The organism is Rhizobacter sp. P3_B12, assembly GCF_056402895.1.
The window spans coordinates 1-16,535 of the sequence record NZ_JBFUGN010000041.1 but is presented as its reverse complement, the minus strand read 5'-3'; the positions used below and the strand labels follow the sequence as shown (position 1 = coordinate 16,535).

The 16,535-nt window shown below is 64.6% G+C and carries 7 protein-coding genes; 4 read left to right on the top strand and 3 right to left on the bottom strand.

All coding sequences use genetic code 11. The features are described 5' to 3' along the window. Positions 1-122: 122 nt before the first annotated feature. Positions 123-9,554 (top strand): hypothetical protein, encoded by a 9,432-nt coding sequence (locus tag AC1D01_RS04435; protein ID WP_477864868.1) that lies wholly within the window; start codon positions 123-125, stop codon positions 9,552-9,554. Between the two features lie 552 nt (positions 9,555-10,106). On the opposite strand, the gene AC1D01_RS04430 is transcribed toward AC1D01_RS04435, so the two are convergent. After that, complete coding sequence (locus AC1D01_RS04430) at positions 10,107-10,643, bottom strand: hypothetical protein (RefSeq protein ID WP_477864867.1); 537 nt, start codon at positions 10,641-10,643, stop codon at positions 10,107-10,109. A gap of 211 nt (positions 10,644-10,854) precedes the next feature. Beyond that, on the bottom strand, positions 10,855-11,865 hold the full coding sequence (locus AC1D01_RS04425; RefSeq protein WP_477864866.1) for an IS5 family transposase: 1,011 nt from the start codon (positions 11,863-11,865) through the stop codon (positions 10,855-10,857). Between the two features lie 307 nt (positions 11,866-12,172). On the opposite strand from AC1D01_RS04425, the gene AC1D01_RS04420 reads away from it, so the two are divergent. Continuing rightward, on the top strand, positions 12,173-13,492 hold the full coding sequence (locus AC1D01_RS04420; RefSeq protein ID WP_477864865.1) for a hypothetical protein: 1,320 nt from the start codon (positions 12,173-12,175) through the stop codon (positions 13,490-13,492). A gap of 697 nt (positions 13,493-14,189) precedes the next feature. Here the strand turns inward: AC1D01_RS04420 and AC1D01_RS04415 are convergent. Then, a complete protein-coding gene (locus AC1D01_RS04415) occupies positions 14,190-14,435 on the bottom strand; it encodes a hypothetical protein (RefSeq protein ID WP_477864864.1) in 246 nt (81 codons plus the stop codon). A 254-nt stretch (positions 14,436-14,689) separates the two neighbouring features. On the opposite strand from AC1D01_RS04415, the gene AC1D01_RS04410 reads away from it, so the two are divergent. Further along, positions 14,690-15,760, top strand: a complete 1,071-nt coding sequence (locus AC1D01_RS04410; RefSeq protein WP_477864863.1) for a hypothetical protein — start codon at positions 14,690-14,692, stop codon at positions 15,758-15,760. Further along, positions 15,717-16,535, top strand: an 819-nt coding sequence (locus AC1D01_RS04405) for a hypothetical protein (protein WP_477864862.1), incomplete at its 3' end; no start/stop codon positions are given. The genes AC1D01_RS04410 and AC1D01_RS04405, both read left to right, overlap by 44 nt.

Sequence of the window (16,535 nt, the reverse complement as noted above, 5' to 3'; positions counted from 1 at the left end):
GGCATGGGCTGACCCCACCCGGCGGCTGCGGCGGCTCGGGCGGCCAGCCGCCCGGCCCGGTCCCGCCTGCCGGGGCCGCCGGCCTGCAACACGCGGCGCAGGCGCTGGATGTGATTGAAACCGTGACCATCCACGACCCTATCGCGCTGACCTTTGCCACCGGCGACGGCGGCATGGGCGGCGTGACGCGCCCGGAATGGTTCTGGACCGCGCCGCCGGCCGACCCCAACGCACCACCGAGCCCGCCCCCGCCCCCCGGCTGCGACGTGCCCCAGCACCCCAGCGCGCCCGGCGGCCTGTTGCAGCCCTTCGTCAACGTGAGCATCGACATCGACGGGCCGCTGGACCGCTTCGCCAAGGCGCTCACCAACCCGATTGCGCTGCAGCCGATCAGCAGCACGTTCACCTTGGCGCCGGGCAGCGGCGAAAGCAAGCTGTTCGGCTTCCAGGCCAAGAGCTATGACGAAATGTTCCGCTCGCCGAAGTTCCAGCAGCTCACGGCCGACCAATTGTTCGGCGCCAAGATCACCATCACCGTGATCCAGCAAAAAGCCGGCGAGCTGCTGCGCACGCGCGACGTTTTCACCTACTACCAGTACCGCTGGGTCGATGTGATCGATGCCGACAAATCGCAGAACAAAACCGGCAAGACGGCGGCCTTCATCAAGACCTTGAACGATGGTGCCGGCAACTTCGTGCGCACCAAGGAAGTCCAGGTGCATTTGCCGGCGACCGTGAGCACCGATTTCAGCACCGTGAAACCGTTTTTTGTTGACGGCGCCACCTCGGACGAGTCCACGGTGACTTGGAAGTTCGACCCCGAGGTCGCCAACCTGTTTTTGCGCGAACTGGTGATCAAGGTCAACGACCCAAAACTGCCGCTGGCTGGCCAAGTGGGCTTGCTGGACGCGACCGGTGCCAGCCGCTCCAGGCCGCTTTTCAGCGTCGACCAGGCAGGCTACCGGGCCGAACTCAAACGCTTGCTGCTGTCATTGAAAACGGCGTTCCAAATCAGCGCCGACGGCACGGCGGTGAATCCGCAGGTCGTCTATGCGTTCAAAGGCCATGAGGGTGTGATCACGCCCGCGCCGACCAACGGCGGTGGGTCGATCTTTGTCCTCGCCGCGGGTGCTAGGTTGAATATTGACTACATCCCCGTGTCGGCGCAATTCAAGGCCGAGTATGCGGGCTTCATGCCGGCCGACCGTAAGCCTGGCCCCGACGGCATTGCCGGCTCGACGGACGACGACTTCGACGCCGCGCAGCTCGCTGCGCTGGATACGCGGCTGAGCAATGAGTCCAGCTTGCTGCTGACCGAGGTCCGAGCCAACTTCACGCCCGCCGTGGGCGATGCGATCACCTTCCAGGCCTCCAATACCGGGGCCGACGTGAGCACCTCGTGGGGCGACCAGATCGACCCGGCCGACGGCAGCCAGGTGTTCGGGCTGTCGAACAAGGCCGACTATTCGATTGCCGACATGCGCAATGACATCGGCACCCAAGGGCGTGTCGATCCGGCCACCGGCAACCGCTTCACCAAACCGATTTCCGATTCTGCGCAGATCTGGGCCTTGTCGGAGTTCCTGAACATCTCGCTGTCGGGCACCACCAAGATGGCGGTGGGTCTGTCGACCCGGCACACCAATCCCAATGTCAAACTAACGCAACTGGTTGCCGACTCGCTCAGCCATGAATTCGGCCACCACCTGGGCCTGAACGAAGGCTATCTGTCGGGTTTTCGGGATGCACGCGATATCGGCGGCACAGCCGGAATTCGCGCCAACGCCGACGCCACGCCCTATGGCGACATCATGAATGCTGGCGGCGATGCTGACGGCAATCAATKCTTCAAATACCCGATCACAAATTTGCTCAAATCGGCCGTGGGCATCGCCCCCGATGGCGGTGCGGCCATGCTGGACACCTTGAAGTTCTGGCGCGATCACTTCAATCTTCAGAACGACCGCCACCCCGGTCATCTCGGCGACAAAAATGGCTATCGCGATGTTGAAGCGGTGCCGCTGACGACGCCCGAGATCACGCTCAGCACCGGTGCCATCGATTATTTCGGTCTGAGCTTGGATACCCTGCCATTCGACTCCGTGGCGGCCGACAGCAGCGCCGACACGCACAGCGAGGTGGCGATTCAGATCGTCAACGGCGGCGTGGCGCCGCTGCTGATCAATGCGCTGCAGCTCGGCGGTGGCAAGGGCTTTGCGCTCATCAATCCGCCGCCGGCCGGCACGTCGATAGCGCCCAAAGACCGGATCAGTGTGAACTTGCGTTTCGACCCGACGAAAGAAGGCGACGCGCAAGACAGTCTGACGATTGACTCCAACGCCGGCACCGTGCCGCACTTCGTGTTGAAGCTGCAAGGCACGGGCTTGCGCGTGGCGCCCACCGCCAGCGTCGCCTTGGGCAACAACAACCTGGGCGGCTTGCGGCCGGGTGCTCCCGCGGTGCAGCGCGACGAGATCTTCACGCTCACCAACACCGGCTTGCAGCCGCTCGTGATCTCGGGTGCGGTGCTGACCGAAGGCGCCGAGAGTTTTTCGCTGCTGGGCCTGCCGGCCGACTTGGCGATCCATCCGATCAGCTTGGCAACCGGTGAGCACCTGAGCTTTGGCGCGCGCTTCGCGCCCGACCATCTGGGCCTGCAACGCGGGTTGATCGAGCTGAGCGCCAACGACCCGCTGCAAACCAAACTGCGCCTGGGCGTGGTCGGCACCGGCCTGGCCGCGCTGCCCACGGTTCAGTGGGGCAAGAACTATTTCGCGCTGCAAAACCCCGAGCAGCCCGAGGTGCCGCCGCTGCGCGCGATCAGCGACGACAACGGTTACTTCAACTTCTTCCTGGCCGCGAGCACGCCCTACCACGTGGTCGGCTTCGACCCGGCCACCGGGCTGGTGGCGCACGGCTACGGCCGCACCGCGATTGGCGGCAAGGGCACCGACTTGACCTCGTCAATGGTGTTCCTGGCCAGCACCGAAAAAGACAGCGACTACGACGGCCTGCCCGACGATGTGGAATTCGCCATCGGCTCCAGTGCAATCCGGCGCGACAGCGACGGCGACGGCGTGGATGACTTCACCGAAGTCAAGCAAGGCGGCGACCCGCTGGGCGCCCTGCGTATCCCCACCGGCGTGGCGAGTAGCACCGCGCTGCTGGGCACGGCCGAGGCCGTGGCGGTGTTCGGCTCGATTGACGGCAAGGCGGCGCTGACGGCGCTGCTGGCCACCGGCACCTACGGCCTGGCCGTGGTCGATGCCTCGCAGTTCAGCACGTTGAAAATACTGTCGCAACTGAAGCTGCCCGGCAACAACACCGATGTCGCGGTCGATGCAGCGCGCGGCCTGGCCGCCGTGGCCGGCAATGAGGCCGGACTGCACATTGTTGACATTGCCATTCCCGCTGCGCCGCTGCGCGTGCAGACGGTGCCCTTTGGCAGCAGCGTCAACCGCGTCAAGCTCAGCGACGGCATCGCCTATGTCACGGCCGGCGCCAGCGTACACAGTGTGGACATCAACACCGGCGAGCGGGTCAGCAGCTTGGACTTGGCCGGCAGCACCTTGCTGGACATCGCCGTGTTCGGCAGCACCGCCTGCACGGTCGATGCGGCCGGCGTGCTGCGCACCCTCAATATCGCCAACGCGAGCTTGGCGGCGCTGGGCGCGTTGACACTGCCGGCCGCAGGCGGCCAGCTCTTTGTCGGCAACAGCGTCGCCTATGTCGGCGCGGGCAATGGCGTGGTCGGCGGGGGCTTTTCCACCGTCGATGTCTCCAACCCCAGCCTGCCGGTGCTGCTCTCGGGCCCCGACAACACCGTCGTGGCGGGCAGCGCGATCGCGCTCAATGGCTCGGGCCTCGCGCTGGCGGTGGGCGGCAATGATTCGATCGTGGCGGCGTTTCGCTCGCTCGATGTATTCAGCACCGCCGATCCGGCCAACACCGGCAACCTGGTGACGCGCATCAACCTGCCGCAAATGCCCAAAGACCTGGCCCTGGCCGGCGGCCTGGCGTTTGTGGCCGATGGCAGCGGCGGGCTGCAAGTCGTCAACTACCTGGGCGCCGATGTGCAGGGCGTGGCGCCGCAGGCAGCCATCACGCTCGAAGCGGTCGATGTTGATGCCAACCASCCCGGTGTGCAGGTGCAGGAGGGCCGCGTCGTGCGCGTCCTGGGCAACATCAGCGACGATGTGCAGGTGCGCAGCGTCGAGCTGCTGGTGAATGGCCAGGTCGCTTCGGTGGCCGTGGCCTTCCCGTTCGAGTTCACGGCCCAGGCGCCGGCCATTGCGCTGGCCGGCAAGCACCTGACGCTGCAAGTGCGCGCCGCCGACACCGGCGGCAACGTGAGCTTGTCCGAACAGCTCGCCCTGGACGTGGTGCCCGACACCTTGGCGCCGCAACTGCTCTCGGCCAGCGTCGATGAAGGCGCGCGGCGCTTCTTCGTGCGCTCTATCGACTTGCTGTTCGATGAACCGCTGGACCTGCAGCGCCTCACGCCCAGCGCGGCCACCCTGGTGCGCGCGGGCGCGGACGGCAGCTTCGGCACGCCCGACGATGAACCCGTGCCGTTGGGCCAGGACACGCGCAAGCACGGCCAGCTCATTTCGCTGCTGCTCTCCGGCTTGCTGGCGCCCGGCAGCTACGAGCTGCGCGTGGACGCGGCGCAAATCGCCGACCTGGCAGGGAATGTGCTGGCCGCGCCCATCGTGCGCCACTTCACCGTGCTGCCGGCCAACACGGTGCGGGCGCTCAGCGGCAGCGCCGCAATTGCAAACGCCCCGTCGGCCAACCCGGGCCAGCAGATCGGCGTGGTCGTGCCTTTTGATCCGGACACGGCGCGCATGTCCTTCAAGACCGTCGATGCCGCCGGCACAGTCAGCAACCTGGTTGTGAATGTGTTTCGCAACGACGCTGCGGCCCGCATCGCCTTCTTCAATGTGCCGCTGAACGCGCTCACCGGCGACGCGGAGGTGTTCAAACAAGTCGGCAGCGTCATCACCCATTTCGACGACGGCACTTTCCCGCTGCAAATCGTGCCCACGGTGCGYGACGTGCAAGTGGTGTCGGTGGCGGCCGACGGCACGAGCGCCCAAGTGCTGGTCAGCGGCAGCGGCTTCGTTGAAGGCGCCAACACCGAGTACCGCTTTGGCGCCACCAGCGTGGTGGACACGAGCACCAGCGCCGGGCCTGACGTGCAAAGCGACGGCACGGCGCGCCTGACTGTGCCGCTGAGCGCCGCTGCGTTCGGCCCGGTCAACGTCACGACGGCCGGGGGAAGCAGCGCGCCCTTCAGCGTCAACCTGACAGGTCTGGAGGCCAGCGCGTTGTCGGGCACGCCGGCCGGCCCGGCGCTGGCTTCGGCCAACGCGGGCCAGGCCATCACCTTGGTCGGCCAGGGCTTGAACACCAACACCGATGTGCTGCTGCGCTTTACCGACATCAACGGCGCGCCCAGCACCGTGCGGCTCAGCCCGGTGGCGGCCAGCCTGGACGGCAGCCGCGCGAGCCTCGTCGTGCCCGCGTTTGCCAACGGCGTGGTGGCGCTGCAGATCTTTGGATCTGCGAACCAGCCGCTGCTGCAAATCGTGCCCACACTCAGCGGCGCGGACATTCAAAGCCGCACAGTGCTGCTGGGCTCGGGTTTTGTTGAAGGCAATGCCAGCTACAGCTTTGCCGGCGCCACCGTCAGCGACAGCTCGCTTGATGCCGGCAACCACATCGACGTGTTCAATGACGGCGTGGATCAAAACCGCCTGGTCAATATCGACCGCACTGCCTTGCCTGCGCACGGCCTGGGCAATGTGAGCGTGACCACCGCGGCCGGCAGCAGCGCCGCGTTTGCGCTGAACACGCTGCGCGTGAACCTGCCGCCGGGTGCCGGCATCGGCGACGTGGCGGTGGACCCTGCCAGCGCCCAGCTGTGGGTCAGCGACCAAGCCAGCCCGGCGCATTTGCTGCGCCTGGACCCAGCCACCGGCCAGGTATTGCAAACCATCACGCTGACGCCGGCCTTCGGCTCGATCAACCCGTTCAACAACATCGGCCTGCAGCAATTGGCCGCGCCGATGCTGCTGGGCAGCGGCAACGTGCCTGCGGGCAGCTTGCTGGTATTCAACGGCAACATCGGCGGGCCGGATCGCGTTGTGGCGGTCGATCCGGCCAGCGGTGCGGTCATCACGAGCCTCGCCTTGGACGCTCGCTATGGGCTCAATGGCGCTGTCTTCAACCCGGCCAATGGGCACATCTACCTGACCGAGACCGGTGGCCCGGGCAACCGCATCATCGAGCTGAGTGCGGCCAGCGGCGCGCAGCTGGCCGCCATCACCGCGCCCTTCAGCGTGCTCAACGCTGCCGGCCTGGCCATTGACCCGAGCAGCGGCCACCTGTGGCTGGGCACGGCCAACGGCGGGTCGCTGCTGGTCGAATACCGCATCGACGGCACCGGCCAGCTCAGCGAACTGCGGCGCCTGGACGCGAGCGCACAAAACCTCAACCAGAACGAAGTTTCGGGCCTGTCCTTCGCGCCCGACGGCGCGCTGTGGGTCGCGTCCACTCAAGCCGAGCTGTACCGCATCGACATCCACGCAGCGGCAGCGCCCCCGGCGAGCTTGAGCCAGATCGTTGCCGGCGCGCGCGACGGCGTGCCGGCCAACGGCACCCAGGCCTCGGCCAACGTGGGCCAGGTGATCGAGCTGATCGGCGCCCACTTCACGGCCGCCACGCGCGTGCTGTTCAACACCCGCGGCAACGACGGCAGCACCGACGTGGCGGTGCAGACGCCGCTGATCGTCAACGCCAGCGGCACGCGGCTGCAAGTGCTGGTGCCCGACACGGCCGCGAGCGGCGACGTCAAACTCGACGGCCAAGCCGGCGGCATCCGCCTGCAAATCGTGCCGACCCTGAGCGGCGTCGAGATTGGCCGCCCCGGCGCCGATGATTTGTTCAGGCTGCGCGGCTCGGGCTTCATGGAAGGTGCTTTGACGGTGCGCATCGGCGGCATTGACTTGGTCGATGCCGACAGCGTGCTGTCGCCGCTGGACGTGACTGGCCCGCGCAATGACACCCTCGACGTGGTGGCACCGCGCACCTTGGACGGCCCGATCCGCATCACGACCGAAGGCGGCTCGGCCGAAATCGCCGGCGCCCCGATCGCGCCCCAGCCGATCGTCGGCTTCACCGCCATGACCGCCACAGCCAGCGCCGGCACCCCCGCCAACGCCAATGCGCCCTCGGCCGTGAATGGCCAGGCGATTGCGCTGCACGGCCAGGGCTTGGCCACCATCAACACCTTGGTGCAGTTCCAGGCGCGGGACGACAGCGGCACGCTGGGCACCGTGACCTTGAGCGGCATTGCCAGCGCCGATGGCAAGACCTTGACTGTGGGCGTGCCGTCGCTGGTGCGCAGCGGCCTGGTAACAATCCTGGGCAGCGGCGTGAGCCTGCCGCTGCAAATCGTGCCGGTGCTGCGCGGCATCGGCGGCCAGGTGGCGTCTGGCCAGGCGATCGTGCTCGAAGGCTCGGGCTTCAACGCGCCGGACCTGAGCGTCACGATAGACGGGCGCGCGGTGACAGGCTTCACCGTGCGCACCATCGTTGACGGCATCTTCGACTCGTCCGCCAGCAAGCAAGTGCAGCAGCTCTTGAGCTTGACCGTGCCGGCCGGCGTCGGTGCGGGCGTGGTCGTCGTGTCCAGCAGCGGGGGCAGCAGCAGCTTGAGCGCCGCCTCGCGCCACGTGACGGCCATCAATGCCACAGCCGCCAGCGGCAGCGCGGCGCTGGCGGCACTGTCTTCGGCCAACACCGGGCAGAGCATCACGGTAGCGGGCAGCGGGCTGGTGGCCAATGACCGGCTGGTGTTCACGACCTTGAGCAGTTTCGGCAACCTGTCCGAACTGACCGTCACCACCACGGTGAGCCTTACCGACCAGACGCTCACCGCCATCGTGCCCACCAGCGCCCACACCGGCAATGTGCGGCTGGAGCGCGACACCAGCGGCCTGCTGCTGCAAATCGTGCCAACGGTGATCGACCTGCAGGTCGAATCGGTGTCGACAGACGGCAAGTCGGCATCGGTGCTGCTGGAAGGTACCGGCATACTGGAAGCGGCTGACACCGAGTACCGCTTCGGTACGCTCAAGCTGCTGGACCGCACCCGCACTGCCGGCCCCGAGAACCTGGGCCGCTTCACGCGCGTGGTGCTGCCGCTGAGCGACGCCGCCTTTGGCCCGATCAGCGTCAAGACCATCGGCGGCACGAGCACGCCCTTCAGTGTCAACGTGGCCAGCGTGAACGCGGCCGCCCCGACCGGCACACCGGCCGACCCGGTGCAGGCATCGGCCCATGCCGGGCAAGCCGTCAGCCTGAGCGGCCAGGGCTTGAGCACCGCCACCGACGTGCTGCTGCGCTTCATCGACGGCAATGGCAGCCTGGGCATGGTGAAGCTCAGCCCATCGTCCGCCGTCGCAAACGGCAGCAGCGCCAACCTGACGCTGCCCGCGCAATTGAACGGCGCCTTCGGCGTGCAGGTGTTCGGCTCGGCCAGCCAGCCCTTGCTGCAAATCGTGCCCACGCTCACCAGCGTGGACATTCAAAGCCGCATCATCGTGACGGGGACTGGTTTTGTTGAGGGCAACGCCAGCTACCAGTTTGCAGGCGCCAGTGCCAACGACACACCGTTCGACCCGAGCGTCCATATCGAGGTGACGAACAACACCAGCGCCAGCATCGACCGCGTCGCGCTGCCGTCACACGGCCTGGGCCCGGTGAGCGTGAGCACGGCCGGCGGCCGCAGCGCGACGCTGGCCCTGAACACGGTGCGCGTGAACGTGCCGATCGGCAACAGCAGCTTGGGGGATGTGGCAGTCGACCCAGTGAGCGGCCATTTGTGGGTTAGCGACCAGGCCAGCCCGGCTCATTTGCTGCGCATCGACCCGGCCACCGGCCAGACCGTGCAAACCCTGACCTTGAGTGCCGCCTTCGGCTCGATCATCGTCTTCAACAACATCGGCCTGCACGTGCTGACGGCCGCCATGACCCTGGGCAGCAGCACCGTGCCCGCGGGCAGTTTGCTGGTGTTCAACGGCAGCGTGAGCGGCAACGACCGCGTGCTTGCCGTCGATACCGGCAGCGGCGCGGTGATTGCAACCCTGAATCTCGATGCGACCTACCGGCTCACCGGCGCCGCCTTCAACCCGGCCAATGGCCATATCTACCTGACCGAAAGCAATGGCCCGGCCAACCGCATCATCGAGCTGAGCGCGGCCAGCGGCGCGCAGCTTGCCGCAGTGACCGCGCCGTTTGGCGTGCAGACGGGCGCCGGCCTGGCCATCGCGCCTGCCACCGGCCACCTGTGGTTTGGCTCGGTCAGCAGCGGCGCGCTGCTGGTGGAGTTGCGCATCGACGGCACCGGCCAGCTCACTGAGCTACGGCGCCTTGACGCGAGCACGCAAAACCTCAACCAGAACGAAATATCGGGCCTGTCTTTCGCGGCTGACGGGGCGCTGTGGGTGGCCTCGACCCAAGGCGAGGTCTACCGCATCAACACTTGAAGCAAATCAACCCCCCATGAGAACAGTTTTCAAGATCAACAATGGCGGGGCGCCAGCGCCGCCTCGCAACGGCTGCAACACCGCCGTAAGCGGAAGTTAGCGCTTCACTGTCGACCGGCCGCAACCGCTGCAAAGCGGCCCTCTGGATGTTTGGCTCTGCTGTGAACCGCTCGGGGATGCTCATCCAAAACTGACTCACGTAAGACCCCGGAGTGTTAATCGCCGAAGCTGGATGTGCTGGTGACTCGACCGATCGCTGGGCCTCCAAGGACCCCCTCGCCGGTGCCCATCCTTGGATGCATCAGAAGTGAGGCGATTGCCGATGGTGTCGTTCGAAGAAACTTGTCGGATTCAAGAATAGATGCGACCACAACGCAATTAATGCGACTGAAGCTTCTCCATCGACTAATGGCACCGGACGCGCGTTCATTCACGTTGTCGTCGGCTATGCGCCGCGGGACTATCACCTAACCTTAGACCGACGCGGGGTTGAAGGCAGATGCCTCTCCTGTTTGCGGAGGTGGTAATTCGTGGGTAGCGAGAGCAACCGCGTCATACGTCCTCAGCTTTCTCAGCTGCCTTGCCTCGCAACAACTCTCGCAGTTCTTCGACGACGTGCTTGAACGGCTCTTTGAATCCTTTGTCAAGGTTCTCGATCCCTTTGGCAACGAGGTAGAGCAGGCCTAGCAGCAGTGCCCACGCCGCCCACCCGCTCTCCGCACCCGTCGCGATCTTCTGCACGGAGAGGTATGCCGATGCGCAGCCACAGACGATCTCGGTTGTGCCGAAGACAACCAAGCTGTAGCTCTTCACAAAATACGCGGCCACCCCACCGAAGAAGAAATACACGGGCAGGCGCCAAGACTTGCCGGGCTCGCTGACGTAGCCGGCGAAATCCTTAGCGTGCGGGAACACGACGAAAAATACAACGAGCACGCCAACGGCGGTGCAGATGGTTAGCGCGACATTCGTCTGACGAGCGCGGGCCCTTTCGCGCCGTTCGTACCCGACCGGATCACGGTCGCGTTCGCGTTGAGCCTGCTCAAGACGTTGGCGTAGCGCTTCGGCGCGACTCTCATCTGTATGCATGTGACGGCTCTCTTCAGATGGATTGTCAGTGCCGCCATTGTGCGAAGATTGTCCAGCCCGATGTCAATCCTCCAAGAGATGCCGCGCATCGCTCTAGGGATGAGCTGATCAATTCAATGTCTGGAGCCGACAGCTTCTCTGCGAATGCATTGCACCGCGGCGAGCGCACGTTTGCGTGGATTTCGAATGATTGGCGAGCTCGTCTTAACCTTCAGGGCGCACTGACCCCTGCAGGCCTGAGCAGCGGCCTCTTGGCGATCATGAGGTTGGCCAGCGCGAACAGGCTGTACATGCGCGCCCCGTTCTTGGCCAGCCCGCGATAGCTGACCTTCTTGTGGCCGAACAGGTTCTTGATGATGTGGAACGGGTGCTCCACCCGCGCCCGGATCTGCGCCTTCTTGTGTTCGACCAACTCCGCCAGGCGCTTGTGCACGCCGTCGGCCATCGCGGCGATCGTGCCGCGCTTGGCCGCGATCAGCCAGGCGATGTCATCGTGGATGCGCCCTTCAGCCTGCGCCTCGACGATCTCTTCTCGCTTGGCCACGCCCGTGTAGCCCGAGTCGCCGTGCACGCGGCGCTCCTGGCCGTGCAGCAGCGCATGCGTGTTGGCCACGTCGCTCTCATTGGCCGAGGTCACGTGCACGCTGTGCACCAAGCCCGAGTCGGCATCCACGCCGATGTGCGCCTTCATGCCGAAGTAGTACTGCTGGCCCTTCTTGGCCTGGTGCATCTCGGGGTCGCGCTCACCCTCCTGGTTCTTCGTCGAGCTCGGCGCCGCGATGATCGTCGCGTCCACCAGCGTCCCCTCGCGCATCAGCAACCCGCGCTCGCCCAGGTGCGCGTTGACCTTCTCGAAGATCGCCTTCGTCAGCTCGTGCTGTTCCAGCAGCCTGCGGAACTTCAGCAGCGTGGTCGCGTCTGGCACCTGCTCGCGTGCCAAGTCCACGCCCACGAACTCGCGCATCGCCTGGCTGTCGTACAGCGCGTCCTCCAGCCCCTCGTCGCTCAGGCTGTACCACTGCTGCAGGAAGTACATCCGCAGCATCCGCTCCACGCCGATCGGTGGGCGACCGACGCGGCCGCTGCGCGGATAGTGCGGCTCGATCAAGCCGCACAGCGCCGACCACGGCACCACGCGCTCCATCTCGCCCAGGAACTTCTCGCGCCTCGTCTGGCGCTTCTTGCCCGCGTACTCCAGGCTCGCAAAGCTCGTCTGTTTCATGCAACCATCCTCGCTGTCCACGCCTCGTTCGGCCATCGAGATCTGCCCGAATAAATCAGCGGTTCCCTAGGCTTCGTATTCCGTCATGCGACCTTCCTTGTCTTCCGTGGTATGCGGATCGATAATTAATGCGACAACACTGAAATAGATGCGACTGAGAGACTGGTCTCTGTGGGGTTGCCCCGTATCGATGGAGGCCGGCGCAGCGCGCAAGACATCGAGGACGAGTTACGTGAGCTCCGGACATTGGCGACGGCGGACCGCCGGATACGCGTCGTGTCACAGTCGGTCCAGGGAAGGAAAACACATGGCAGCGTACGGTAGCGATCACTACCTCGACACACCGGAGGGCCAGCTGGCCCGCTATCGCAAACGCCGGAGCAATCGCCTGTACTTCTCGATCCTCGGCATCGAGCCCCGTGCGAAGCACTCCATGAAGCCCAGCGACAAGCTGGCCATCCAGGGAGAGCTCCTGAAGAGCATGCTCAACCAGCGCCGACGAGCATTTCGCGGCCCCATCGCTTTGAAGCTCCGAGTGCAGACAAGCGAACGCACGCCGACCCACTCGCATCACATCGCGAAGAACTACCTGGATCTGTTCGGCAAGCCCCTTGTCGATCTGGGCAGTCGGCGTCGCGGCCTCTTGTATGCCGACGACCGTCAGGTGCATGCGCTGTCCGTCTCATGTTCTCATGGAGAGCCCACGCCTCAGGTCTGGGGTGAGGTCCGACCGCTGACCGATCTGCTGGAGGACCTCGACATCGGCGCCGAGGTTCAAACGACGAGAGATGATGAGCATCGCCTGCGCGACGAGCTGGACTACGAAGCCAGTCTGGATCACTTCAACGACCTTCGCCGAGACCCGAAGCGGTACATCGCCATGATGGGCCAAGAACCCTACGAGGCGTGGCTCAGAAGCGCGCGCCAGCGGGCTCAGGAGACGCTGTTCTCCCGCGTTCGACTCGAGACTCGCGATCTGTCCCGCCTGCACGACGTCGCCGCCAGCAGACATTCTCCATTTTCCGGCTCCGATCTGTGGGAGCAAATGTTCTCGCTGTCCCCGCTCAGGATCCGGCTGAGCGAGCTGCCCCATGTCAATGCCTCGTCCGCGAAATGGAAGGCGGAAATCGATGACAAGCTCGCTTCGYTCCGACGGGATTTCGCATGGCTCCTCGAGCCCCTTCTGACACCGCTAGCGCTTGAGGTCGTCATCAGGCCACCTGCGGTGGAACAGGGTCAGGCACATGACCTGGACAACGTGCTTCGCACCTATTTGATACCGAGGGTGTTCGACGCGTTGAAGCCGATCTCACACGTGTCCTTCGCCACAGACTTTGAAGCGCTGGCTCGCGTGGCCCCGATGATGTCTCGCACTAGTGGCTTCGCCGAATGGGTGGCCGCCCGCCGAACGCCACCGGCAACCACCCGAGTCGGCGTGACGCGCTACGAGGTGTGGCGGCTGCCTCCAGCCGCCGCGGGTAGCCGCGGCTTTGTCAGCGTCGCGCTGGCCGCCGACATGAGCGGCTTCAACGATGTGATGACCCGATTGGACGAGGACGTTCAAGTTTGGGCCGACTCGCTGGCGTCAGGGGGATCGGCTCGCCCCAGGCGGCGCACTCGCTGGTAGTGTTCGCCGCCTGGCGAATGGCAAGACGATCCTCGGCGGAGGACGCCGCTGGTGAGCTGCCGCGCGCTCAGTGCCACCGGAGCCCGATCCGACTTGATCGCCCCCCGATGTAGAGGCGCAGGGGGGCGGCGTTCTCATCGTGCAAGGCAACCAAGCCAAGACAGCTGATGTCAAACGCTTGGTGAAGACTGCGCTGAAACCGGGTTTGTTTCTGGACAAGCTGTTCGCTCCGCTTCCACGCAGAAACGGATCGACCGCTTGCAATTGGCAGGTATCCGGATCGAGTTGACGTACGCGCCTAACCACAGTGTCGTCAGAATATTGGAGCCCGGAAATGAGCTCCAGCCGACGACACCCGGCACTGCGGAGGTCATACGTCAGAGCTACCACGTGCCGATGGTCGGGACGCAAGAGAGGGGCTGATGGTGCGATCCAATTCTGCCGGCAAACCCGGCGAAGTCGTTTCTTCGGCTGGTCGAAGTGTAGCGGCGTCGCACGTCATCCCTCTGTCATGTGGGAGTCTCACGATTTCGGTCTWGAGCTTCTCTTGTGCCGGGCTGGACATGACCGAACTCGATCAACGCGGCTTAGCCCACTTAGCCAGTCAACCCAGTATGGAAACCCGTGACGTGTCCACGAACGACTGCTTTTACTGGTGACGATCGCTCGAACCCGACTCTGCGGCAGGAGGGAAGCTCTAAGGTTGCTTGCGCACCTTGCGGGCGATGTCCACCAGCCACTGCACATCGGCGCGGTATTTATGCTGCTGCGTGACGGCCGGCCGGTCAATCCGAACAGGGAGAAGTTCGATCCAATCGCCGAAACGATAGGCGGCAACTCGTTGCAGGGTGGGCCGCGGAACAACTGGCACAAGAAGTGGGAGGGCGTCTTTTTCGCGCTGGGCGATCTCGTCAGCGCGTCCACGACTGTTGTTGCGTCGCAAGGCACGTGCGAGGCTTGGCCTGAAGCGTGGGCCACCGACACTCTGTCGGTTGCACGTACATCATTTAGGGGATTGAGTTTCGCTGCGAGCGTACCGCCCAATAAGGGGTGGAAAGTCACAGCGACGGATCTCGTGGCCTACGCGGCCTCGGAGCGGGCGGTCAAGATCGAACGGATCACAGAGGCGGGGACCCCCTGGCTGAAATGCTGCGAGCGATCTGGCTGGATTGACGCGGGACATGCGGAGGGGGGTGCGTGCTTTTACCCGATGAACACAAGGCGGCCCAGGCCGCCATTGTTGACGTGCTCGCCAACCGCGGCGACGTGCGCGGATTTGTCATCACCGCCGTCGCCGACGCCGACCAGCGTGCACGGCTGCTGCCCCAATTGTCTATCGAGCCTCGAACTGTCCGGGAAGCCGCACTGGACCTTCTTAATGTCTGCATCGCGGACCAATTCGCCGCTACGCCGACTTGTTGGATCGAAGCCATCCTTATGCAGGTGAATGTCGTGGCGCAAAGCGCCATCCTGCAAGCGGCAATAGCCCGACTGCATGCAAGACAGATGCCTCCTTCAACCGTCTTCGACAAGGCGTGGCTCAATCAGGTGCCATTCTTCGATCGCACCCTGTTTAGGCCGCTGGTGAGAAGGTTGATCACCACGACGGACCTGCCCGTGCTTCGCGTGAATGGACCTCAAGGATGCGGCTGCACATACACCGCAAGGGCACTTGAGGAGATTGCGCACGAGTACGCGCAGCACATCACCGTGTTGACCGCCGAGATTCCGACCTCCCAGGCGACCGTGTATTCCCTCGAAGACCTTGTCGGTGACCTGCTCGCCATTGTTCCAGGCGGAATACCGCTGCCGCCGCGATCCGGCAGTTCGTACGCGAGCCAATTGGTCAGGCATACGCTCAGCAGGGCAACGAATCAGCACCAGACCTTGATCTTTGTCATCGATGGTGCCGGATTGGAGGACGTGAACGAAGAAATCAAACTGTTTGCGGCGGGGCTCGCAAAAGACATTTGCAGATTGGCTGTACGTCGGCATGCCCGACTCGTGCTGATCAACCACCACCAGAAATTGCGGGTGCAAGCGTCCGACATGCGCGATGAAATCGTGCCTGATCCCGCCGCTCTCCAGGAGTCCGATTTGGAGCGTTGTCTCACGGACATGGAGGCCTGCAGGATCGCCGCGGGCGGCGCAGTCCTGACAGCACCAGCGAAGGAACTCGCGAAACTGCTGTTGGCGGAGGCGCCTGCGGACCCCAGGACGCGCCTTGAACACCTCAACGGCCGCCTTGTGGCCATCTTCGAGAGTTGAAGCGGTGACGGCGAAACCAACAGAAGGCGAACAAGCCGCGCGCGATCTGCTGGATCGCATCGCGAAGGTCGCCGAGGTCGCACAGTCGCAACGCGACGCTTACCTGGCGGCCGCTTGTGTCCTTGCGAGCGTGAGTGAACCCGACGATCTGAAACCATTCGGTTCGGTTCCACAGCGGTCTGCGCTTCGAACTCTTGGTCGTGAACTGAAGAAATCGCCGGCGAGCGTGTTCGCCGGCGCATACGTGCTTGACCCCAAGGCGCGGGCTGAAGCGCTGAATGACATGACACAGGCGCAGATCAAGGCTGCGCTCAAGCTGAATCCACACGAGAGGCACGGACCGGGCCAGCGCCTGTACGAGGACCTGCTGTTCGGTAGGCTTCTGAGCTCCGAAGAGGTCGATGACCAGGACTTGGAGATGGTCGTTCAGCTGATGACATGGTTGCTGCCGGTACGGCCGCTGAACGACGAACTGAAGCGCGCAACGGCGAGATTGGAATATGCCAGGTACTTGGCACCGTTCTTGACGCTCGCCTCCGACGAGCAATTCGTGGGCCGCAAGAACGAACTCGACGAGATGCGTGAGCACGTCGGCGTTCTCTCACCTGCCAGCTACGTTCGTCGGATTCGCGGGGCGCTTACGCCTGACGTACTAAAAGGTCAACGGCCCGCGCTGAGCATCTTTGGCCCCGGAGGAGCTGGAAAATCCACCCTGGTGGGACGTTTCGCACTCGAGCACCTGCGGGTTCCACTCGACCAACGCATCCCATTGGCG

What these genes read in the sequence shown, in the direction of transcription:
- AC1D01_RS04430 (WP_477864867.1), bottom strand. Translation starts at nt 10,643, where the DNA reads ATGCATACAGATGAGAGTCGCGCCGAAGCGCTACGCCAACGTCTTGAG.
- AC1D01_RS04425 (WP_477864866.1), bottom strand. Translation starts at nt 11,865, where the DNA reads ATGAAACAGACGAGCTTTGCGAGCCTGGAGTACGCGGGCAAGAAGCGC.